Annotated in this window: 20 protein-coding genes; 14 read left to right on the top strand and 6 right to left on the bottom strand. The window is 70.7% G+C overall.

All coding sequences use genetic code 11. The features are described 5' to 3' along the window. Positions 1–16: 16 nt before the first annotated feature. The 3 genes from OG371_RS14980 to OG371_RS14970 all read right to left on the bottom strand — a co-directional run bounded on the left by OG371_RS14980 (position 17) and on the right by OG371_RS14970 (position 3,255). The gene (locus OG371_RS14980) at positions 17–1,267 is read right to left on the bottom strand and encodes an IS4 family transposase (RefSeq protein WP_329069611.1); all 1,251 of its coding nucleotides are present in this window, start codon (positions 1,265–1,267) and stop codon (positions 17–19) included. 132 nt (positions 1,268–1,399) lie between these two features. Beyond that, the gene (locus tag OG371_RS14975) at positions 1,400–2,056 is read right to left on the bottom strand and encodes a response regulator transcription factor (RefSeq protein ID WP_329069609.1); all 657 of its coding nucleotides are present in this window, start codon (positions 2,054–2,056) and stop codon (positions 1,400–1,402) included. Continuing rightward, on the bottom strand, positions 2,053–3,255 hold the full coding sequence (locus OG371_RS14970) for a sensor histidine kinase (RefSeq protein WP_442876159.1): 1,203 nt from the start codon (positions 3,253–3,255) through the stop codon (positions 2,053–2,055). The genes OG371_RS14975 and OG371_RS14970 overlap by 4 nt, the downstream gene beginning before the upstream one ends. A 199-nt stretch (positions 3,256–3,454) precedes the next feature. Here OG371_RS14970 and OG371_RS14965 point away from each other — a divergent pair, with 199 nt between their 5' ends. The 12 genes from OG371_RS14965 to OG371_RS14910 all read left to right on the top strand — a co-directional run bounded on the left by OG371_RS14965 (position 3,455) and on the right by OG371_RS14910 (position 15,606). Further along, the gene (locus OG371_RS14965) at positions 3,455–4,960 is read left to right on the top strand and encodes a dynamin family protein (protein ID WP_329073075.1); all 1,506 of its coding nucleotides are present in this window, start codon (positions 3,455–3,457) and stop codon (positions 4,958–4,960) included. 45 nt (positions 4,961–5,005) lie between these two features. Further along, positions 5,006–5,647 (top strand): hypothetical protein, encoded by a 642-nt coding sequence (locus OG371_RS14960; RefSeq protein ID WP_329069607.1) that lies wholly within the window; start codon positions 5,006–5,008, stop codon positions 5,645–5,647. A gap of 79 nt (positions 5,648–5,726) precedes the next feature. Further along, positions 5,727–6,206 carry a YqeB family protein gene (locus tag OG371_RS14955; RefSeq protein ID WP_329069605.1) on the top strand — a complete coding sequence of 160 codons (480 nt, stop codon included), beginning with the start codon at positions 5,727–5,729 and terminating at the stop codon, positions 6,204–6,206. Further along, positions 6,203–6,871, top strand: a complete 669-nt coding sequence (locus tag OG371_RS14950) for a TetR/AcrR family transcriptional regulator (RefSeq protein WP_329069604.1) — start codon at positions 6,203–6,205, stop codon at positions 6,869–6,871. The genes OG371_RS14955 and OG371_RS14950 overlap by 4 nt, the downstream gene beginning before the upstream one ends. A gap of 5 nt (positions 6,872–6,876) precedes the next feature. Continuing rightward, positions 6,877–7,299 carry a nucleotide exchange factor GrpE gene (gene grpE / locus OG371_RS14945; protein ID WP_442876112.1) on the top strand — a complete coding sequence of 141 codons (423 nt, stop codon included), beginning with the start codon at positions 6,877–6,879 and terminating at the stop codon, positions 7,297–7,299. Next, the gene (locus OG371_RS14940) at positions 7,296–9,134 is read left to right on the top strand and encodes a dynamin family protein (protein ID WP_329069602.1); all 1,839 of its coding nucleotides are present in this window, start codon (positions 7,296–7,298) and stop codon (positions 9,132–9,134) included. The genes grpE and OG371_RS14940 overlap by 4 nt, the downstream gene beginning before the upstream one ends. A gap of 100 nt (positions 9,135–9,234) precedes the next feature. After that, positions 9,235–9,927: a hypothetical protein gene (locus OG371_RS14935; protein WP_329069601.1), complete on the top strand. Its 693-nt coding sequence runs from the start codon at positions 9,235–9,237 to the stop codon at positions 9,925–9,927. A gap of 357 nt (positions 9,928–10,284) precedes the next feature. After that, on the top strand, positions 10,285–12,105 hold the full coding sequence (locus OG371_RS14930) for a phosphoenolpyruvate carboxykinase (GTP) (RefSeq protein WP_329069600.1): 1,821 nt from the start codon (positions 10,285–10,287) through the stop codon (positions 12,103–12,105). A gap of 113 nt (positions 12,106–12,218) precedes the next feature. After that, the gene (locus tag OG371_RS14925) at positions 12,219–13,112 is read left to right on the top strand and encodes an LLM class F420-dependent oxidoreductase (RefSeq protein WP_329069599.1); all 894 of its coding nucleotides are present in this window, start codon (positions 12,219–12,221) and stop codon (positions 13,110–13,112) included. Beyond that, complete coding sequence (locus tag OG371_RS14920) at positions 13,109–13,714, top strand: ABC transporter ATP-binding protein (RefSeq protein WP_329069597.1); 606 nt, start codon at positions 13,109–13,111, stop codon at positions 13,712–13,714. Before OG371_RS14925 ends, OG371_RS14920 begins: the two co-directional genes overlap by 4 nt. Next, positions 13,708–14,985, top strand: coding sequence for a DUF6297 family protein (locus OG371_RS14915; protein WP_329069594.1), 1,278 nt, complete (start codon positions 13,708–13,710; stop codon positions 14,983–14,985). The genes OG371_RS14920 and OG371_RS14915 overlap by 7 nt, the downstream gene beginning before the upstream one ends. Positions 14,986–15,030: 45 nt before the next feature. Next, complete coding sequence (locus tag OG371_RS14910) at positions 15,031–15,606, top strand: EndoU domain-containing protein (RefSeq protein ID WP_329069591.1); 576 nt, start codon at positions 15,031–15,033, stop codon at positions 15,604–15,606. A 6-nt stretch (positions 15,607–15,612) separates the two neighbouring features. On the opposite strand, the gene OG371_RS14905 is transcribed toward OG371_RS14910, so the two are convergent. Beyond that, the gene (locus OG371_RS14905) at positions 15,613–15,888 is read right to left on the bottom strand and encodes a helix-turn-helix domain-containing protein (protein ID WP_329069589.1); all 276 of its coding nucleotides are present in this window, start codon (positions 15,886–15,888) and stop codon (positions 15,613–15,615) included. 374 nt (positions 15,889–16,262) lie between these two features. Here OG371_RS14905 and OG371_RS14900 point away from each other — a divergent pair, with 374 nt between their 5' ends. Continuing rightward, positions 16,263–16,544 carry a DUF3311 domain-containing protein gene (locus OG371_RS14900; protein WP_329069587.1) on the top strand — a complete coding sequence of 94 codons (282 nt, stop codon included), beginning with the start codon at positions 16,263–16,265 and terminating at the stop codon, positions 16,542–16,544. Further along, positions 16,541–18,193, top strand: a complete 1,653-nt coding sequence (gene mctP, locus OG371_RS14895) for a monocarboxylate uptake permease MctP (protein WP_329069585.1) — start codon at positions 16,541–16,543, stop codon at positions 18,191–18,193. Before OG371_RS14900 ends, mctP begins: the two co-directional genes overlap by 4 nt. Before the next feature lie 23 nt (positions 18,194–18,216). Here mctP and OG371_RS14890 read toward each other — a convergent pair whose 3' ends face one another. Together OG371_RS14890 and OG371_RS14885 are read right to left on the bottom strand one after the other, a co-directional pair. Continuing rightward, positions 18,217–18,843 carry a hypothetical protein gene (locus OG371_RS14890; RefSeq protein WP_329069583.1) on the bottom strand — a complete coding sequence of 209 codons (627 nt, stop codon included), beginning with the start codon at positions 18,841–18,843 and terminating at the stop codon, positions 18,217–18,219. A 16-nt stretch (positions 18,844–18,859) separates the two neighbouring features. After that, on the bottom strand, positions 18,860–20,167 hold the full coding sequence (locus OG371_RS14885; protein WP_329069581.1) for a pentapeptide repeat-containing protein: 1,308 nt from the start codon (positions 20,165–20,167) through the stop codon (positions 18,860–18,862). Between the last annotated feature and the right edge of the window lie 59 nt (positions 20,168–20,226).

Here is a 20,226-nt window from a genome sequence, read left to right as displayed (position 1 = left end):
GATGTCGGGTAGTGCGTCAGTCCAGTCCTGAGGGGGAAAAGCCCGCCGTGCCGGTGGCGGTGCGGCGGGTGGTGCGCAGGACGTGGCTGTAGCTGATCCCGTCGGGGTCAAGGTCCGCGGCTTCGGCCGCGCGGGCGATGAGCACGCTGAGCGCGTAGTGCACGGTCAGCCAAGCCCAGATTTCCTGGTGCACCAGCTCAGGCAGCCTCGATCGCAGGATCCGCCCTGGTCCGCGGAGGTGAGTTTTGAGCTGGTCGTTGGCGGTTTCCTGCTCCCACCGCTCGTGATAGGCGTCGGCGAGGTCGCCGGCGGCCGCGTCGGCGGGGTCGGTGATGCTCGACAGCAGCACGATCAACTCTCCGGTGCCGTTGCCCTCGCGATCGGGCACGTCGTATTCCACGGCCCGGACCAGATGCGCCTCATCGGGGTGAGCCTCGGTGCCGGCTTCGGCGGCGGCGAGGATCTGCCGGCGGCGGCCGGCTCCCCTCACTTTCGGGTTGATCAGGACCGTCAGATAACTCCCGTCGGGCAGGACCGCGACCACCGGCAGGGTGAGCTGGGTCGGTGCCCGCCACAACAAGGCCGCACCGGTCGCGGCGGCGGTGTCCCACGCTTCCCAGCTATAGAAATTGCGGTCGGCGGTGAGCAGTTCATCGTCACGCAGGCGTGGGTAGAGCCTCTGGGCCAGCGTCTTCTCCCCGGTCTCATAGGAGCCGACCTCCGCGGCGAGGAACGCGTGCGTGCCGCACTCGGCCAGCGCCACCACCCGCGCTTTCGGGTATGCCGACCGATGTTTACCTGATCCGGCATACCCGAACTCGGCGGCGTTGCCGGGAGTGTCAGGAAGATCGACCTCGAACCCGTCGATCGCCAGCAACCGCCACCCTCGCAGCCACGCGCCACGCGTATCCGACGTCGCCACCGCTGCGGCGACACCCTCGAACACCTCGACCATCACCTTCGGCCCCAGCCGTTTACGGGCCTGGGTGATGCCGCTGGCCGTCGGGACCGTCCACGACGCGTCCCAGCACCCGAACCGCGACAACGACCCCGTGACCTTCGTCGCGACCTCTTCATAGTCATCATCGGTGAACAAGCACAGCGCCATCGTCAAATACGCCACCACATGCGGCGGAAGCTTCCCATCCGAACGCTTCGCCCCGACCCCGCAACCCGCGACGGCGGCATCGATCACATCCCGACGCACCGCCGACACCAACACACCCACCGACACCTGATCCGGGCTGGCCGTCCCACCTGCACTCATAACCGACGATCAGAACAGCCCGACCCGGACAAGCCACGCCGCCACGCCGAAAACCCAACACCACAAGCAAGATCAACCTAAGCTACGCGGCATTGGGTTAGAACCGTCCGGAACACTCACGAGCAGATGTGCTCAGCCGAGCCCCGGCCGGGCCAGCCCGGTCTCGTAGGCCAGCACCACGGCCTGCACCCGGTCGCGCAGGTCGAGCTTCGCCAGAATACGGCCGACGTGCGTTTTCACCGTGGCTTCCGAAAGGAACAGGGACTCGGCGATTTCCAGATTCGACAAGCCCTTCGCGATCAACACGAGGACCTCGCGCTCGCGGTCGGTCAGCACGTCCAGCTCGCGGACGTCGCGGACCGGCGAGCCACCGGTGCCGACGAAGCGGTCCAGCAGACGGCGCGTGACCGAAGGCGAGACCACGGCTTCGCCCGACGCCACCGAGCGCAGGGCCGAGACCAGGTGGTCCGGCTGCGTGTCCTTGAGCAGGAACCCGGACGCCCCGCCCTGCAGCGCCGCGTACACGTACTCGTCCAGGTCGAAGGTGGTCATCACCAGCACCCGCGCGGTGCCGGCCGCGACGATCTGCTTCGTCGCCTCCACCCCGTCGAGCACGGGCATGCGCACGTCCATCAGCACCACGTCCGGGCGCAGCTCGGCGGCCAGCCGGATGGCCTGCGCGCCGTCGCCGGCCTCGCCCACCACGTCGATGTCGGCCTGCGCGCCGAGCACCATCCGGAACCCGACGCGCATCAGCTCCTGGTCGTCGACGACCACTACCCGGATCACGGCGTCAACCTGACCGGCAGTACCGCCCGCACCTGCCACCCACCGGCGGGCGCGGGGCCCACCTCCAGCGTTCCGCCGTACACGTGTGCGCGCTCCCGCATCCCGATCAGACCGTTCCCGCCCGCGACGGACAGCCGCGGGGTCTTCTTCGACGGCCCGGTGTTCACCGAGGCGCCTTCCAGTTGTCTTGCCCGCCCGGCGCCGTCGTCGCGCACGAGCACCTCCACCGTCTCGCCGTCGCGGCGCACGCGCACCTCGGCGCGCGCGCCCGTGCCCGCGTGCTTGAGTGTGTTCGTCAGCGATTCCTGCACGATCCGGTACAGCCCGAGCGAGACGCCGGCGGGCAGGTCGGCCAGGTCGTCGTCCACTTCCAGGTCCACCGGCACGCCGGCCGCGCGCATCCGCTCGGTCAGGTCGGCCAGCGCGCTCGCGTCCGGCTGCGGGACGCGGGGCTCGCTGTCCCCGTCGTCGTTGCGCAGCACGTCGAGCAGCCGTCTCAGCTCGCCCAGCGCGCCGCGGCCGGTCTCGGAGATCGTCTGCAGCGCCCGTCCGGCCAGGTCGGGATTCGTGGGCAGGGCGAGCGAGGCGCCGTCGGCCTGCACCACCATCACGCTCACCGAGTGCGCGACGACGTCGTGCAGCTCGCGCGCGATCCGGCTCCGCTCCTCGGCGACGGCGATCCGCGTGGCCTGGTCGCGCTCGGTCTCGAGCAGGTGCAGGCGCGCCTCCACCTCTTCGTCGTACGCCCGCCGAGCGCCGACGAACTCGCCGAGCGTCCAGCACAGCGCAAGGCCGAAGAGCGTGAACAACGTCTCGCCGAACCACGAGGTGCTCTGGTCGGTGAGCGTCTGCACGGTGTTCAGCGCGACGAGCGCGCCGAGGTAGAGCAGCCCCTGCTTGCGCCCGACGTACACCACGATCGAGTACAGGCTCATCGCCAGCGCCACGACGCTCGAGACGCCGAGCAGGAGCGAGGTGTGCACGATGCTGATCAGCAAGACGGCGTAGGCCGACCACAGCGGGCTCTTCCGGCGGAACGCCAGCGGCGCCACCATCAGCACGTCGATCGGGATCGCGACGAACCACGGATGCGTCCGGGTGCCCTCCTGGGACACGGCACCGCTCAGGAAGAGCAGGATGTCGAGCAGGCCCAAGATCACGGCGAGCAGCGTGTCCCCCGCCATCGGGTGGGCACGCATCCACAAGCTCAGCCTTCGCACGCTTCAACCCTAAGTCGGCGCGGGGCCCCGGCGCGTCGGCCGCCGGTAGCACCTTCGGTGCGACCCGAGGATGACCGGCATGGCACGATTTCGTCGGCGGGCTGAGCAGACGAGTCGGGAGGGGGCCGGGGCCGTGACGGCAGCGGCGGAGCAGGGGCGCCTCGCGGGCCCGCTGTCGATGTCGGTGGCCAATCTGTGCCACCGGCTCCAGTCGCAGGTCTCCCCGCGCACGGCCGCGGGGTTCGCCGAGGTGCTGCGCCGGCTCGGCGCACCGTTGCAGGTGGCGGTCGCCGGGCGGATCAAGTCGGGCAAGTCGACGCTGGTCAACGCGCTGATCGGGCGCCGGGTCGCGCCCACCGACGTCGGCGAGTGCACCCGGCTGGTCACCCGGTTCCAGTACGGCACGGTGGACCGCGTCGAGGTGGTGTTCACCGACGGCCGCAAGCAGGTGCTGCCGTTCGCCGCCGACGGGTCGATCCCGGCCGAGCTGGGCGTGGACATCACCGAGGTCTCGCACCTCGAGGCGTACCTGACCAACGCCGTGCTGCAGGGCATGACGGTGATCGACACCCCGGGCCTCGGCTCGCTCGACGCCGCGTCCGTCTCGCGCACCGAGCTGTTGCTGGGCGCGGCCAAGCAGAGCGGCGCCGACGAGGATTCCAACGAGCTGGACGACACCTCGCGAAACGCGGTCGCGGGCGCGGAAGCCGTGCTGTACGTCGTCACGCAGGGCGTGCGCGCGGACGATCAGCAGGCGCTCGCCGCGTTCACCGCCGCCACCGCGAGCCGCGAAGCGGGCCCGGTCAACGCGATCGCCGTGCTGAACAAGGCGGACACGATCGTCGCCGAGTCCGTGGCGGGTTCGGACGGCGACGTCTGGAAGGCCGCGACGATGCTCGCGGAAAAGCAGGCGAGCACGCTGAAGCCGCGCGTGGCCGACGTGCTGCCGGTGATCGGCCTGATGGCCGAATCCGCGGAGTCCGGCGGCTTCACCTCCGCCGACGCCGAGGCGCTGCGCCGGCTTTCCGCGCTGGACGACGACATCCTCGAAACGATGCTGATCTCGGCCGACATCTTCACCAGCTGGGAGTGCGACGTCCCCTCCGGCGTCCGGCTGCGGCTGCTGGAGAAGCTGGACCTGTTCGGCGTCCGGCGCGCGGTCGAAGCGATCCGCGCCGAGCCGGCCATCACCGCGGGCGCGCTGCGGCGGACGCTGCTCGACGCGTCCGGTCTTGATGCCGTGCGCCAACGGCTCTCCATTGTCTTTGCCGCGCGCGCCGACGGGATCAAGGCCGCGGCCGCGCTCGCGTCCGTGACCGCGCTGGCCCACGCGTCCGGCGACGCGGGCGAGCGGCAACGGGTGCACGACGCGATCGAGGTCCTGCTCGCCAAGCCGGAGGCGCACGCGCTACGGCTGCTGGAGGCGTTGACGCTGGTCGCTTCCGGCGCTGTCGACATGCCCGAGGACCTGTCGGAGGAGGTGCTGCGCGTTGGCAGCAACGCCGACATCGGCGCCCAGCTCGGCCTTCCGGGCGCGCCGCGGCAGCAGCTCGCCGCGCACGCGCTGGAGCGCGCGGGCTGGTGGCGGTCCTTCGCCTCGTTCGGCGCGACGCCCGCGCAGAGCCGGGTCGCGCACGTCGTCCACCGGGCGTATTTCCTGATCTGGCAACAGATCCGCGAGTAACGCAGGCGCCGAAGCGCCCGCAGTTTTCGGCGTAGGGTGGATTTCGTGCAACTGGAGAACACCACTTCGTGGCGGGCGTCCTGGGGGAGCGAGCACCAGATCGACCTCGCGCTCTACCTCCGTGATGTCCTCGCCCTCTCGGTCGACGACGACCAGGTGCTGCCTCCGGTGGAGCCGGCGGTGCCGGTGCACATCCCGCCCGCGATCAACCGTGCCGAGGTGCAGGCGCAGTGGTCCGGCTGGTGGACCGACCTCCTGACGGCGTTGCGCGGACGGGGCGAGACCGGCCCCCGCGTGCCGCGAACCCGCTTGCGCCGTCCCGTGCCGGGCGACGGCTCGGCGATCGACCTCGCCGTGCAGCACTTCGCGACAGCGGCATCGCGGCACTTCGCCGCCGCGCGCGGCTCCGGGCTGCGAGACGGCCGGAACGGCGCGCCGCTGTCCGCCCCCGGCTTCTACCGCCGCCACATTCTGGCCGGCGACCGGCTGGGCCAGCTCGTCCGCGAGACCGAGGTGCACCTCGGCCGCCGCGCCCACCCGTTCCGGCTGTCGGTCATCGAGATCTCCGTCGCGGGCCGGATCTGGACCCGCACGGCCGAGGACCAGATCCTCGTTTCGTCCCGCTTCGCCGAGGACCCGCCGGCCCTGGAAGCGGCCATGCGCGCCGTGATCCGCGAACTCGCCTGAGCTTCCCGCAAACGCTTGCACCTGGGGACTTCCTGGGCGCGTTTTGATAAACCGAGTACGCGGTCTAATAATGGTGGCCATGGAGACCGTGCTCGACGAGCCGACCTGGGTGCGCCGCGGGTCCTGGATCGTCTGCCCCGCCGTCGGCGCGCTGCTCGGCTGGCTGGTGCAGGCGCTGTCCGGCTGGGTGGCCTCGCTCGCCTGGTTCCCGGTGCAGGGGCCGTTCCGGCTGCTCGCGACCGCGGACCAGCCGTGGAAACTGCTCGGCGCGCTCGCCGTCGGCCTGGTGCTGGGCACGGCGTTCGCTGTGGTCTGGGCACGCGACCGGCTGGTCGTCACGGTCTCGCCCACCCGCGTCACGCTGGAGCGCGCCGGGCGGCGCCGCCGGATCGACGCGGAGCTGACGGCCGTTTTCCTCGACGGCAAGAAGCTCGTGCTGCTCGGCGCCGGCGAGCACGAGATCGCCCGCGAGAGCACCGACCTCGACCGCGGCGAGCTGGCGGCGGCGTTCCTCGGCCACGGCCACCCGTGGCTCGACGAGCCCCCACCCGAGCGATGAGGACGGTCGACCCGGCGAAGCACGCCGCGAAGCGCCGCGCGATCCTCGACGCGGCGGCGGGCTGCTTCGCGCTCGAAGGCTTCGAGAAGACCTCCACCGCGGCCATCTGCCGCGCGGCCGGGATCAGCTCGGGCAGCCTGTTCCACTACTTCCCCAGCAAACGCGCGGTGTTCGTCGGCATCTTCACCGAGGACACGCGGGACAACGAGGAGCTGCTCGCCGCCGCGGCCGAGCTGGACGACGCGTGGGCGGCCGTGCTGTCGGTGGTCGACCGGCTGGCCGAGCCGCTGGTCGTGCCCGGCATCGTCCGGCTGGTGCTCGAGGCAGCGGCCCAAGCCGCGCGGGATCCCGAGTTCGCCGCGCTCATCCGGGCCAACGACGAACGGATGCGCGTCGGGCTCGCCGGGCTCGTGGCCCGCGGGGTCGAGGCCGGCCGGCTCGAACCGGTACTGGCGCCCGAGGACGCGGGCAACTGGGTCTTCGCGCTCGTCGACGCGTTGCTCTCGCGGGCCAGCCTCGACCCCGGCCTCGACGCCGAGCACGAGCAGGCGGTGTTGCGGCTGCTGCTGGAACGGGTCCTTTGCCCCGTTCCGCCCCCGGGTGGCGGCCCGCTGCCCCAGACTGGTGGAATCCGTCCGGGCGGCTCGGCCGACGACCAGGGGTGAGGGTTTTGGCTTGGTTTCGCAGTAAAGGCGTTGATCCCGACGGTGACCCCGTCGCCGAGGGAACCCCGGCCGGGGAGGCCGCGTCGAACACCGGTGTGGACGTCGTAGCTGCCCCCAGTGACGAACTCGAGCGAGCGCTGGCCGACCGCCAGGCCCTCATCCAGCTGTGCCTGTACGCGCTGGACCGCGCCCGCAGCGGCGGGGTGGTCGAGCGGCTGGAGCACGGACTGGCCGGCATCGGCGTGCACGCGCTGCGCCCGGACGGCGAGCGCTTCGACCCGGCCCGGCACGAGGCGGGCGGCGCGGTCACGACCGACGACCCGGCGCTCGACGGCGTGGTCGCCGAGACCGAGGTGACCGGGTTCGCCGATCACGAGCGTCTGCTGCGCGCGCCGATCGTCACCGTGTACGCGAAGCGGGTCCCATGACCGCGCCCGCCTTGCCCGCGCAGGTCCAGGCCGCGCGTGAGCAGCTGACCACCGTCGTCCGCGAGGCCGACCCGCAGGCTGCCAAGTGGGTCGAAGAGGTCCGCAGGGCGCGGCCGAAGAAGCCGTCCGTCGTGGTGGTCGGCGAGACCAACCGGGGCAAGAGCTCACTGGTCAACGCCCTGCTCGCGAGCCCCGGACTGTCCCCTGTGGACGCTGACGTGGCCACCGCCACGTACCTGGTGTTCGAGCACGCCGAGGCGTGGGGCGCGCAGGCCTGTTACCCCGGCCAGTTCGCGTCCGTGCCGATCGACCTGCGTGAGCTGGTGAACTGGGTTTCGGCGACGCACGAGCTGCCGGCCGGCCAGCTCCCGCCGCGGTACGTCGAGGTCAGCGGCCCGGTGCCGCTGCTGGAACGCGTGACGGTCGTGGACACGCCGGGCGTCGGCGGGCTGGACTCGCTGCACGGCGAGCTGGCCAAGGAGGCCGCGGCGGGCGCGACCGCGCTGGTGTTCGTGGTCGACGCGTCGGCGCCGTTCACCTCCACCGAGCTGCAGTTCCTCCGCGACGTCGGCGAGCGCGTCGAGACCGTGCTGTTCGTGCTGGCCAAGGTGGACATGTTCCGCGGCTGGCGGGAGATCCTGGAGGCCGACAAGCAGCTGCTGGCCCAGCACGCGCCGCGGTTCGCCGACGCCGTCTTCCACCCCGTTTCGGCGCGCGTGTTCGAGACGGCCGCGAAGGCGCCGAACGAGCAGGTGGCCGCGATGCTGCGGGAGAAGTCCGGCGTCGCGACGGTGCAGGTCGCGTTGCAGGAGCTGCTGGTCGGCCGTTCGGCCATGCTCGCCGAGGCCAACACGCTGCGGGCGCTGTCCAGCGCGCTCGGCGAGATCAAGGCGAAATTGCAGGCGGAGAGCCGCGCGCTGTCCGCGGGCGAGGCCGAGGCGGAGCAGCTGCGCGAACGCCGTGACCAGCTGCAGGCCGAGCGTCGCACGTCGACCCGGGGCTGGCAGCTCAAGCTGCGCGGCGAGGTCCAGCGCACCCGCGTCGAGGTCGGCCACGAGAGCAGCCGCGAGATGCGGGACGCGCAGACGCACTTCCGCCAGCGCATCGAGGGCGCGAAACGCGACGAGCTGGCCGCGTTGCCGCAGCAGGTGGACATCGCGTTGCAGACGACTTCGCAACGGATCTCGATGCTGCTTTCCCAGCGCCTCAACCACGTCACGAACGTGGCGCTGTCGGAGCTGTTCTCCGCCGAGGAGCTGGACGTGATCCGCGCGCAGTTCGCGCGGGCCGGCGGTCCGCCCGTGGTGCTGCGCCCGCCGGACAAGAAACCGCCGACGGCCGAGGACAAACTGCTCGTTTTCATGGGCATCTCCGGCGGCGTCGGCGGGGCCAAGATCGCCGCGCTCCCGCTGGCCGGCGTCGCCATCCTCAACCCGGTGGTGCTGCCCGCGACGATCATCATCGGGCTCGGCGCGGGCTGGTGGATGGCCCGCACCCGCAAGCACGCGTCGGACAAGCAGCACATGAAGCAATGGCTGGTCGAAGCCATCGCGGACGCCCGCTCGACGCTCGACCAGCTCGTCGCCGAACAGCTCATCGAGGCGGAGCAGCAGCTGTCCATGGCACTCGACGAGGCGCTCACCCGGCGCATCGAGTCGATCGAGGCCGAGCTGAAAGAGGTCGACAAGACGATCAAGATGGGCGCGCAGGAGCGGGCGAAGAAGATCGCTGTCGTCGCCAAGCGGCTCCGCGACGCCACCGAGGGCCGTGACCGGGCCGAATCCCTGCTCACCCGCATCCGCGCGCTGCGTGACGCGGCCCCGGCCACGGCGTGATCAGGTTGTGGTCGGGAACCGAACCGGCCTAACGTGAGTCGTAGGAGTTCGACAGCCGAAAACAGCCGGTGAGACCCGGTCGTAAAAGGGGGCTTTTCCCATGTGGGTCGACGAGAGTGGCGGCACCGACACCAGCGGCACCGACGCGATGACGGTCCACGTCGACGGCCAGGAGTACCAGGCCGAGGTCAACTTCGACAGCGACCACGACGGGGTGTCCGACACCGCGATCGTCGAGCACGACGACGGCAGCGCGCAGGCGTTCATCGACACTGACCACGACGGCACCGCGGATCACTACGCGGTGCTCGACTCGTCCGGCCACGTCGTGGACCAGGCCGTGTACGACGAGGCGAGCGGCTCCTGGGTCGAGTCCGGCGACGGGCACCCCGGCGGCACCGGCTCCCCCGGCCAGGACGACTCGACCACCGGGCACATCCACGCCGACCTGCCCGACGGCGAGGTCGACGCCGGCGTCGCCACCATCGACACCAACCACGACGGGCACAACGACACCGCGATCGTCGACACCAAGTCCGGCGGCACGATCGCGTTCACCGACACCAACGGCGACGGCGAGGCCGACATCGCGGTGCAGATCGACGCCGACGGCACCACCACCACGTTCGACCACACCGGCGCCGGCCAGTGGACCGAAGAGGGCAGCGGCAACGGCGCGGCGGCGCCCGCCGACCCCGCGGGCGACCACCTCTGGGGCGGCGACGGCACCCAGCTGCTCAACGGCGTCGCGAAGATCGACTCCGGCACCGGGCAGTGGATCAGCCCGAACTGACCCCCTGTAACTCCCGTCACATCGGGCCCGGCCACGTTTAGGCGTCGCCGGGCCCGTTCGCGTTTCCGGCGCGGCGCCCTTTGGTCACGAATGCGACTCAGGCCACTCGAAAAGATTTCCGGTCATGGTCCGATTCAGTGACAACTGAATCGATTCCCTTATCGTTCTTGTGAGAGAACCAACAGGTCAGCTCTCGGTTACCTGCCGGTCATCCAGCTACAGTCGAGGAATCCCAAAAACCCGCACACCGGTCCGCCGCCGGTGTGCGAAGCCATTCGGTCGCCGGCAATGAGGCCCGCACCTGAACACAGTCGTTCGAGGTGTGGGCTCTTTTGTCGTCGGAAGTCAGGAGTAGAGATGACCGCAGTCGCCATCCCCGGACTGGACACCGCGCCGACGACGCACAGTGGCGTGCTGTCCTGGGTCCGGGAGGTCGCCGAGCTGACCACCCCGGACCGTGTGGTGTGGGTCGACGGGTCCGACGAAGAGGCCGCCCGGATCAACGCCGAACTGGTCGAGGCCGGCACCTTCGTGCAGCTGAAGGCCAAGCCGAACTCCTACTGGGCCACTTCCGACCCCGGCGACGTCGCCCGGGTCGAGGACCGCACCTTCATCTGTTCGGCACGGCCGGAGGACGCCGGCCCGACGAACCACTGGACCGACCCGGCCGAGATGAAGGCCACCATGACCGAGCTGTACCGCGGCTCGATGCGGGGCCGCACGATGTACGTGATCCCGTTCTGCATGGGCCCGCTCAGCGATGAGAATCCGAAGCTGGGTCTGGAAATCACCGACTTCGCGTACGTCGTGGCGTCGATGCGCGTGATGACGCGCGCCGGCCAGGCGGCCCTCGACAAGTTCATCAACCCGGACGGCAGCGAGCGCGATTTCGTGCCCGCGCTGCATTCGGTCGGCGCGCCGCTCGAGCCGGGCGAGAAGGACGTCGCCTGGCCGTGCAACGAGACGAAGTACATTTCGCACTTCCCGGAAGAGCGCGCGATCTGGAGCTACGGCTCGGGTTACGGCGGAAACTCGTTGCTGGGCAAGAAGTGCTACTCGCTGCGCATCGCCTCGGTGATGGCGCGCGACGAGGGCTGGCTCGCCGAGCACATGCTGATCCTCAAGCTGATCTCGCCCGAGGACAAGGTCCACTACGTCGCGGCGGCGTTCCCGAGCGCCTGCGGCAAGACCAACCTCGCGATGCTGCAGCCGACCATTCCCGGCTGGCGCGCCGAAACCCTCGGTGACGACATCGCGTGGATGCGCTTCGGCGAGGACGGCCGGCTGTACGCGGTCAACCCCGAGTTCGGCTTCTTCGGCGTCGCGCCGGGCACCGACTGGCACACCAACCCGAACGCCATGCGCACCATCGAGCAGGGCAACACCGTGTTCACCAACGTCGCCCTGACCGACGACGGGGACATCTGGTGGGAGGGTATGGAGAACAAGCCCGAGCACGCCATCTCGTGGAAGCACCAGGACTGGACGCCGGACTCCACCGAGAAGGCGGCGCACCCGAACTCGCGCTACTGCACGCCGATGTCGCAGTGCCCGATCCTGGCGCCGGAGTGGGACGACCCCAAGGGCGTGCCGATCTCGGCGATCCTGTTCGGCGGCCGCCGCAAGACCACCGTGCCGCTGGTGAACGAGGCCCGCGACTGGCAGCACGGCGTGTTCATGGGCGCCACCATGTCGTCGGAGACCACCGCGGCCGCGGCCGGCGCCGTCGGCAACGTGCGCCGCGACCCGATGGCCATGCTGCCGTTCCTCGGCTACCACGCCGGTGACTACTTCAAGCACTGGCTGACGCTGGGCAAGAACGCCGACGCGGACAAGCTGCCGAAGATCTTCTACGTCAACTGGTTCCGCCGCGGCGACGACGGCCGCTTCCTGTGGCCGGGCTTCGGCGAGAACTCGCGCGTGCTCAAGTGGGTCATCGAGCGGGTCGAGGGCCGCGGCAACGCGACCGAGACGCCGATCGGCTTCGTGCCGAGCGCCGCCGACCTCGACACCGAGGGCCTGACCGAGCCGGCCGAGGACATCCAGGCCGCGCTGAAGGTGGACCCGGCCGAGTGGCGCGAGGAGCTGCCGCTGATCGAGGAGTGGTTCGCGAAGATCGGCGAGGTGCCGACCTCGCTGCGGGACGAGCTCGACGCGCTGGCCCAGCGCCTGGGCTGAGCTCGCACGTCCTGAATGTCCAAAGGGGACGTTCGCTGCCAAACCGGTGGCGAGCGTCCCCTTTGTGCTGCGCCGGGCGGGAAACCGCGCGGACCGGTCGGTAGCGTGGGGCCATGACCGCTTCTGGGGTGAAACCGTTCCGGTTCGGCGTGAACCTGATCCTTCCGGACTCGCGCGAAGCTTGGGTGGCGAAGTGCCGCCGCGTCGAGGAAATCGGCTACGACGTGCTGACGGTGGCCGATCACCTGGGCATGGCGCCGCCGTTCCCGGGCCTGGTGCTCGCCGGCGAGGTGACCGAGCGGGTCCGGCTGGGCACGTTCGTGCTCAACGTCGGCTTCCACCGGCCGGCGGTGCTGGCGCGCGAGGTCACCGGCACCGACCAGTTCGTCGGCGGGCGGATGGAGCTGGGGCTCGGCGCCGGATACGTCAAGGCGGAGTTCGAGGCGGCCGGGCTGGACTTCCCCCGCGCCGGGCAGCGCGTCGACCACCTCGAGCACACGATCAAGGAGCTGAAGCGGCTCTACGCCGACCCCGAGCACCAGCCCGCGCCGGTGCGTCCGGGCGGCCCGCCGCTGATGATCGGCGGCCGCGGCGACCGGGTGCTCACCCTCGCCGCCGAGCATGCCGACATCATCGCGTTCACCGGCACCGCGAAGGTGCCGGACGGGTCCGGGCTCGTGCCCGCGGCGCCGGACGGGATCTCCGAGCGCGTCAGTTTCGTCAGCGAGCGGCTGGGTGATCGCACCGCCGAGTTCAACCTGCTCGCCCACTTCGTGATCGTGACCGACGACCGGCAGCGGGCCATGGCTCAGCTGCACGAGCAGGTCAGGGGCGCGCTCACGCTCGACGAGCTGGCCGCCGCGCCGACTGCGTTGATCGGCACCCCCGAGGAGATCGCGGAGCAGCTCGTGGCGCACCGCGAGCGGTTCGGGATCTCGTACTTCACGGTGCTGGAGCCCAACTCGGAGGCGTTCGCGCCCGTCGTCGAGCTGCTGCACGGCCGATGATCGACGCGCGCGGGATCGGGGTGAAGGCGGGCGATCTCTGGCTGCTCGACGGCCTCGACTTCTCGGTCGACCCCGGTGAGTGCGCGGTGCTGGTCGGGCCGAACGGCGTCGGCAAGTCGACGTTGATGAGGTGCCTGTACGGCATGCAGCAGCCGCAGCGCGGACGGGTGCTGATCGACGGCCGGAAGCCGGACGAGCGCAGCCTCGACTTCCGCCGCAAGGTGTCCGTGCTGTTCGACGACTCGGACTTCTTCGCCGAGCTGACCCCGGTACAGCACCTCGAGCTGCTGGCCGGCTCGTTCGGCGAGGACCTCGGCGACTTCGACGCGCTGCTGGCCGACGCGGGCCTGGCCGAGCGCGCCCGCGTCACGGCCGGGCACTTCTCCGCGGGCCAGCGGCGGCGGCTGCTCCTGCTCGGCGTCACCGCGCGCCCGCACCGGGTGCTGCTGCTCGACGAGCCGGAGCGCGCGCTGGACACGGCGGGCAAGGAGTGGCTGGTGGACCTGATCGGCCGGTCGACGGCGGCGGGCGCGGCCGTGGTGGTGGCCACGCACCACCAGCCGTTGCTGGACGCGGCCGACAGCGTGCTCGAACTGTGGTGAGCCTCGGCGTCCGCCTGCGCGTGCCCGGCCGTAAACGGTTCGGCGGGGTGTTCAGCGGCGACAGCGCCACGTTTGTGCTGATCTTCGGCGGCGGCTTCCTGTTCACCGCGTTCTTCCGCACGGACTCCTGGCATCGGGTCCTGTTCGGACAGTCCCCTGTGGACTTCCCGGCGGTGCTGGGCCTGGTGCTGCTGTGCTGTGCCGTGGGCTGGCGCAGCCTCCTTCGCCGCGGCTTCGTGTGGGCCGAGCCGGCCGAGCTGACGTGGATGGACTTCGCGCGCGTCGACCGTCGTCGCGTGGTGGCGGCGCGGTTCGCGGGCGCGCTGACCGGGTTCGTCGCGGTGGTCGCGTACGTGGCCGCGCTGATGCTGGCCGTCGGCGGCGGTGGGCCGGACCTGTGGCGCGCGGGGTTCGCGTTGATCGTGGGGAGCGCCGTGCTGGCCTTCGCGACGGCGCGGCGCACCGCGTTACGCGTCGACCCGGCGGGGCCGCTGGTGCTGGCGGTCGCGGGGGTCGCGATCGCGGCGGCGCGCCTCGGGCCGTCGCCGGTGCAGTACGTCGGCGGCGCGGTGCTGTTGTGCGCGGTGGCGCTGGCGTTCGGCGGCGGGGCGGTGACGCGGGCGGGCCGCGCGGTGCTGCTCGACGGCTGGAACGCGCGGGTGCTGCGCTCGGTCGCGGTCACCTTCCTCGACCCGATGATGATGCTGCCGGAGTCGGCGCCGGCCGGCTCGTGGTCGCTGCGTCACCCGTCGGCGCTGCGGCTGGCCTGGGCGGGCGTCGTCGGGCGGTCGCGGTATCTGGGCGCGTTGCTGCTGGTGGCGCTGGCCGTGGCGGTCGGGCATGTCGCCGTGCCGACGTTGCCGGGCGCGGTGCTGGTGGGGCTGGGCGCGTACGTCGCGCTGACGCCGTTCGGCGCCGGGCTGGGCGTGCTGTGGCGCAACCCGGGCCGTCGGCGGTGGCTGGGCTCGTCGGACTTCGAGCTGGTGCTGACGCACGGCGTCGCGCTGGTGGTGGTCGCCGCCGTTTGGTCCGTGTTGCTCGGCGCGGGGCTGCTGGCGCTGGGCACGTCCGTGTCGGGCCTGGCCTGGACGATGTTGCCGGTGGCCGTGCTCGCGGTGCTGCGGACGGTGACGCGCAAACCGGTGGATTACAGCAGCGCGGGTTTTGTGGACACCCCGGCCGGTCCCCTGCCCGCGAACCTCGCGCGGCAGCTGTTCCGGGGCCCGGACCTGCTGGTGGCCGGGATCGTGGTGCTCTCGCTGATCGGCTGAGCCGGGCGCGGCGCGTTAGGCTCCACCCGGACGAGAGGAGTTCTGGTGGGCGGCGGACACGCACCGGGCACCGGGCGCAGGGCGACCACCGAGTTCCCGCCTGCCTGGAGCGACGAGCAGATCATCGCGGTCGTCAAGGACGTCGCGAACGACCCGGGCGAGCCGCGGGCCCGCCAGTACAACGGCCGCTGGCGCTGCGCCGGCGAGCGCTACGGCGTGCATGTCGTGGTGCTGGTCGACGCCGAGGGCTTTGTCCACACGGGATACCCGGTCACCGGTCTGGGCGTGGTCCGCAACCCGGACGCCGCGCGCGACCCGGCGAACCCCACCGTCGCCGACGCGGCCGAGAACCGCATCAGCTACTTCCTCGACAGCCTGCTGGGCCTGCTGGCCGACCGCTTCACCCCGGCCGAGCTGACCCACTACCGAAGCCTCCAGTGGTCGGGCGAGTGGGAAGAACTGGCCGACGCGATGGCCGCCCACATCACCGTCGCCGAACTGCCCCTGACCCCGGACGAGCTTTCGGACTTCGAAAAGCTGCTGAATTCGTTCGACCTGCCGGTGAAGGATTGCTTGTACATCAACGATCGGGACCACATCCTGAACCGCCTGCGCGGCTGAGGACGTTCAACTGGCTTGGGAGAATTCCCCGGTCCCGGCATCCTCGGAGCAGGCCTCGCGCAGGACGTCCAGCGGCATGGCCACCGCGTCCGCGATCGCGGCGACCGTGAAGAACGCCGGGGTCGGAATCCGGCCGGTTTCGATCTTCCGCAGGGTTTCCACCGAGATCCCCGCCTCGGCGGCGACGTCGACCATGCTGCGTGCGCCGCGGGCCGCGCGCAGCGCCACGCCGAGCCGCTCACCCCGTGAGCGTTCCTCTTCCGTCAGCGGCACCCGAACCATGCCCGGCAGTCTAGCCGAAAGTTGTCCACCGCCTGTGGATAACTCTGTGCACAAGCTGTGGGAAAGTGGTCCCGGCTGGGGAAAACCCGGCGGGGCCACAACACCTTGGGGCCGCACCCGCCGGCCGCTACCGGCAGTGGGGCACCGGTGAGGTCCGCGCCAGCCGACCCGAGGACGTCCACAAGGCAGTCCTCCACGATCTTGTCCACAGCTCCCGCCGAAACCCGCAGCTTCCCGGCAAGCCGGTGAAAGCCACCTTCGTCAGGCCCGTGACCTGCGCTGATCAAATCGATATCGGACACGCGTGACGCCCGGGAGGCCGAAGTTCTAGGGTCAGCCCGGTCGCGTGTTACGTGAGTGTTAGGTGAGGTTCGATGTCCACTGCCAAACAGGATGGGCGGGTGCGCGGGTTCCAGTTCAGCCCGTGGAACCTGCTGTTGATCATCCCGCTGCTGATCCTGGTCACCCCGCTGTTCAACTTCGACGGCCCGCGCTTGTTCGGGATGCCGTTCTTCTACTGGTTCCAGCTCGCGTTCGTCGTGATCGGTGTGCTCTGCACCGGCATCGTCTACTGGGCGACGCGCCAGAAGCCGGGCAACACCGGCGGCAAGGACGAGCTGCGCGTGGACGACCTCGACGAGGGTGAGGCCCGATGACCATCCAGTGGCTCGAGCTGACGGTTTTCATCGTCCTCTTCCTGATCGTCACCGTGCTCGGCTTCGTGGCCTCGCGCTGGAAGGCCGGGGCGAACCTGGACCACCTCGACGAATGGGGCCTCGGCGGCCGCAAGTTCGGCTCGTGGATCACGTGGTTCCTGCTCGGCGGTGACCTCTACACGGCGTACACCTTCGTCGCCGTGCCCGCGCTCGTGTTCAGCGCCGGCGCGCTGGGCATGTACGCGCTGCCTTACACGATCGTCGTCTACCCGATCGTCCTGCTGCCCGCGCTGCGCATGTGGTCGGTCAGCCGGTCTCGTGGCTACGTGACGCCGGCCGACTTCGTCCGCGGCCGCTTCGGCTCGCCGACGCTCGCGCTGCTGATCGCGATCACCGGCATCGTCGCGACCATGCCGTACATCGCGCTGCAGCTGGTGGGCCTCGAGGCCGTGCTGCGCACGATGGGCATCAACGGCTCCGGCATCGTCGGGCACCTGCCGCTGCTGGTCGCGTTCCTGATCCTGGCGCTGTACACGTACCAGTCGGGCCTGCGCGCGCCCGCGCTGATCGCGTTCGTCAAGGACATCCTGATCTACATCGTGATCATCGTGGCGATCATCTACCTGCCCGCGAAGCTCGGCGGCTGGTCGCACATCTTCGACCAGGCGCAGACTCAGCTGGCCAAGCCGAGCAAGGCGACCGGCAAGCCCGCGGGCTCGCTGCTGCTGAACGCGAACAACCAGCTGCAGTACGCCACCCTCGCGCTCGGGTCGGCGCTGGCGCTGTTCCTGTACCCGCACTCGCTGACCAGCGTGCTCGCCTCGCGCGGCCGCAACGTGATCAAGCGCAACATGGTCGCGCTGCCGGCCTACTCGTTTGTCCTGGGCCTGCTCGCGCTGCTCGGCTACGTGGCGATCAGCGCCGGCGTCAAGCCGCTGACGAACAACGCCACCGGCAAGCCCGACGGCAACACCATCGTCCCGCTGCTGTTCGACTCGCAGTTCGCGCACTGGTTCGCGGGCATCGCGTTCGCCGCGATCGGCATCGGCGCGCTGGTGCCGGCCGCGATCATGTCGATCGCCGCGGCGAACCTGTGGACGCGCAACATCTACAAGGAGTACATCCGCAAGGACGCCACGCCGAAGCAGGAGGCGAAGCAGGCCAAGCTCGCTTCGCTGGTCGTCAAGCTCGGCGCGGTGCTGGTGATCATCCTGATCGACCCGCAGTTCTCCATCGACCTGCAGCTCATCGGCGGCGTGCTGATCCTGCAGACGCTGCCGGCGGTCGCGATCGCGCTGTACACGCGCTGGTTCCACAAGGCCGGCCTGATCGCCGGCTGGATCGTGGGCATGGGCTGGGGCCTGATCATGCTGTACGGCATCCCCAACCCGGCCAACGGGAAGCAGCACTTCGGCGGCTCGGCGCTGGCCATGGGCAACCTGTCGATCTTCGGCTGGCACCCGTTCGCCGGCTCGACGGTGCAGATCTACCCGGGCTTCGTGGCCCTGGTCGCGAACATCGTGGTCGCCGCGATCGTCACGGTCATCGCGCGCCGGCTGAAGTGGCAGTCCGGCACGGACGAGACCGAGCCGACGGACTACCACGCCGACGAGCACGACAAGGACCTGCGGCCCATCGGCGTCCACTGAGGACAGTCAAGGAGCCCCCTCGCCTACGTCGGCGAGGGGGCTTTTTCCTTGCTGATCATCGCGTTCGACACCACGTACAGCACCACCGCGTTGAGCAGGTGCCACAGAAAATGCGTGCCGCTCGGGAAGTCGCCGCAGACCACGCCGTCGATGCTGCGGAACGCCAGCGACAGCGCGAAAAGCGCGCCGGCGATCGCGAAGTGCGTCCAGTACGGGTCTCGCGCGTACAGCAGCACGCCGGCGAACACCGCCAGCCCGACGAGCGCCGGCAGGTACAGCCCGCCGCCGAGGGCCGCCATGGCGACGGTGAGCGCCACGAACGCGGGCGCCGCGAGCCAGGACAGCTTCAGCCGCACCCGTAGGAAGACGTGCGGGAACATCGCCGCGTAGTACAGGACGAACACGAGGATGAACCCGGAATCGGCGGCCCCGCCCCAGCGCGTCGCCGTCAGGTGGAACACCGTGCTGGCCAGGAACACCAGCCCGATCAGGACCGCGAGCGTGCGGCCCGTCCGCGCGCCGCGGGCCCGCCACCAGACCGCGGCCGCCGCGACCAGGAACGCCAGGTTGGTGACGTCGTTCAGCGGCTCGCCCCACAGGCCGGGCGCGAGGCGCTCGCAGTAACCGTCCACGTATGCGGTCCAGTCCACGAGGACACCTAACTCCTCACGGGTGCGCGTCCGGCGCCGGGGTCTCCTGGATCAACCGGGCCCACGGTCCCGCGGCGTCGAGCCCGGGCGCGGCCCAGCTCAGCGGCCAGGAGCAGGACACGGGACCCTCCCGATCGGCTCGCACCTTCGCCCGGCCGAGGTCCGGCGGTCCGGCGAAGGTCGCTTCGTCGAAGACGACGTCTCCGCCGAACTCGGCGCGCGTGAAGTTGGCGTGGACCGCGAAGTGGGTACGGCGGAACCCCGCGTACCCCGCGAAGGAAGCCGCCTCGAACTCGGCGAGCTGCGCGAAGGCCACGCGGTTGAACGTCGTGTAGTCCCCGAACCTCGTGCTCACGAAGCTGCCGATGCCGCCGAACTCGGCGCGCCGGAAGATCGCTCCCCGTTCGAATTCGGCGGCCGAGAACGAGGTTTCGCCGGCGAAGACGGCATCTTCGAACTCGGCGTCGTCCGCGAAGCTCGCATAACCGAACGTCGCCGGTCCTTCGAACCGCGCGCCGTCGAAGCGGGCGGGCCGGTCGAACTCGGCGGCGGTGAAGTCCGCCTTGCCGGTGAACTGCGCGCTCTGGAAGGAGGCCGGGCCGTTGAGGTCCGCCGAGCGCAGCCGGATCGTCCGGAGCCGGCACTGGCTGAGATCGACGTCGGCCAGCTCCGCGCCGGTGAGGTCCAGGTCGATGTCCGGCCAGAAGGTGCTGACCGAGCCGGGGCGCGTGTGGTGCTCGAGAAGTCGTTGCGCGGTAAGGCGAACCTCGCTCTCCTGCCGCGGCTCCCCCGCCGGCGGCATCCGCAGGTACGCGCAGATCACGTTCACGATCGTCTGCCGCAGCCGCGGATCCTCGCTGTCCTGGCCAAGCCGTTCCAACGCATACAGCCCGCCGAGCCGCACCGGCGCCTTGTCCGAACCGAGCTGGTCCACGCCCTTGCCGTACAGCTCGGTGATCCGCCGGGCCGTCGCGTCCTCGTGGGCGTCGGCGGCGAGGCGCAGCTGGTGCGCGTGGTTCTCCGCGGCCACCTTCTCCGTGTGGGCCGCGGCGCGCTCCGCGAGCTGGTGCGCCTCGTACTTCTGCAGCAGGTCCAGCTCCGTCGACCGCTGTTTGCGCACCGCCAGCCACAACGCGACCGCGCCGCCGAGGCCGACGCCGAGCGTGCCGCCGGTGCGGATGGCGTCCAGCTGGTCGCCGCCGAGGGCGAACGCGAGCAGCAGCCAGGTCACCGCCACCGCGACCAGCACCATCACCGGCAGCCCGGCCGAGATCACCCAGCGCGGGATGGGGCGCAGGGTCGGGCGCGGCTCGTCGGCGGTCACCAACCCACTTTGGCGCATCGGGGCGGGCTCGGGGCCGGAACGCACGGGTTAGCGTGGAG

It is taken from the genome of Amycolatopsis sp. NBC_01480 (assembly GCF_036227205.1).
Classification (GTDB): Bacteria; Actinomycetota; Actinomycetes; order Mycobacteriales; family Pseudonocardiaceae; genus Amycolatopsis.
This window is presented reverse-complemented; position numbering and strand designations above follow the sequence as displayed.

Excerpts from the sequence above, each read along its gene's own strand:
- OG371_RS14980 (WP_329069611.1), bottom strand. The coding sequence starts at position 1,267 with ATGAGTGCAGGTGGGACGGCCAGCCCGGATCAGGTGTCGGTGGGTGTG.
- mctP (WP_329069585.1), top strand. The coding sequence starts at position 16,541 with ATGACCATCCAGTGGCTCGAGCTGACGGTTTTCATCGTCCTCTTCCTG.
- OG371_RS14950 (WP_329069604.1), top strand. The coding sequence starts at position 6,203 with ATGAGGACGGTCGACCCGGCGAAGCACGCCGCGAAGCGCCGCGCGATC.
- OG371_RS14965 (WP_329073075.1), top strand. The coding sequence starts at position 3,455 with ATGTCGGTGGCCAATCTGTGCCACCGGCTCCAGTCGCAGGTCTCCCCG.
- OG371_RS14925 (WP_329069599.1), top strand. The coding sequence starts at position 12,219 with ATGACCGCTTCTGGGGTGAAACCGTTCCGGTTCGGCGTGAACCTGATC.
- OG371_RS14920 (WP_329069597.1), top strand. The coding sequence starts at position 13,109 with ATGATCGACGCGCGCGGGATCGGGGTGAAGGCGGGCGATCTCTGGCTG.
- OG371_RS14970 (WP_442876159.1), bottom strand. The coding sequence starts at position 3,255 with ATGCGTGCCCACCCGATGGCGGGGGACACGCTGCTCGCCGTGATCTTG.
- OG371_RS14955 (WP_329069605.1), top strand. The coding sequence starts at position 5,727 with ATGGAGACCGTGCTCGACGAGCCGACCTGGGTGCGCCGCGGGTCCTGG.
- OG371_RS14905 (WP_329069589.1), bottom strand. The coding sequence starts at position 15,888 with ATGGTTCGGGTGCCGCTGACGGAAGAGGAACGCTCACGGGGTGAGCGG.
- OG371_RS14930 (WP_329069600.1), top strand. The coding sequence starts at position 10,285 with ATGACCGCAGTCGCCATCCCCGGACTGGACACCGCGCCGACGACGCAC.
- OG371_RS14900 (WP_329069587.1), top strand. The coding sequence starts at position 16,263 with ATGTCCACTGCCAAACAGGATGGGCGGGTGCGCGGGTTCCAGTTCAGC.
- OG371_RS14940 (WP_329069602.1), top strand. The coding sequence starts at position 7,296 with ATGACCGCGCCCGCCTTGCCCGCGCAGGTCCAGGCCGCGCGTGAGCAG.
- OG371_RS14935 (WP_329069601.1), top strand. The coding sequence starts at position 9,235 with ATGTGGGTCGACGAGAGTGGCGGCACCGACACCAGCGGCACCGACGCG.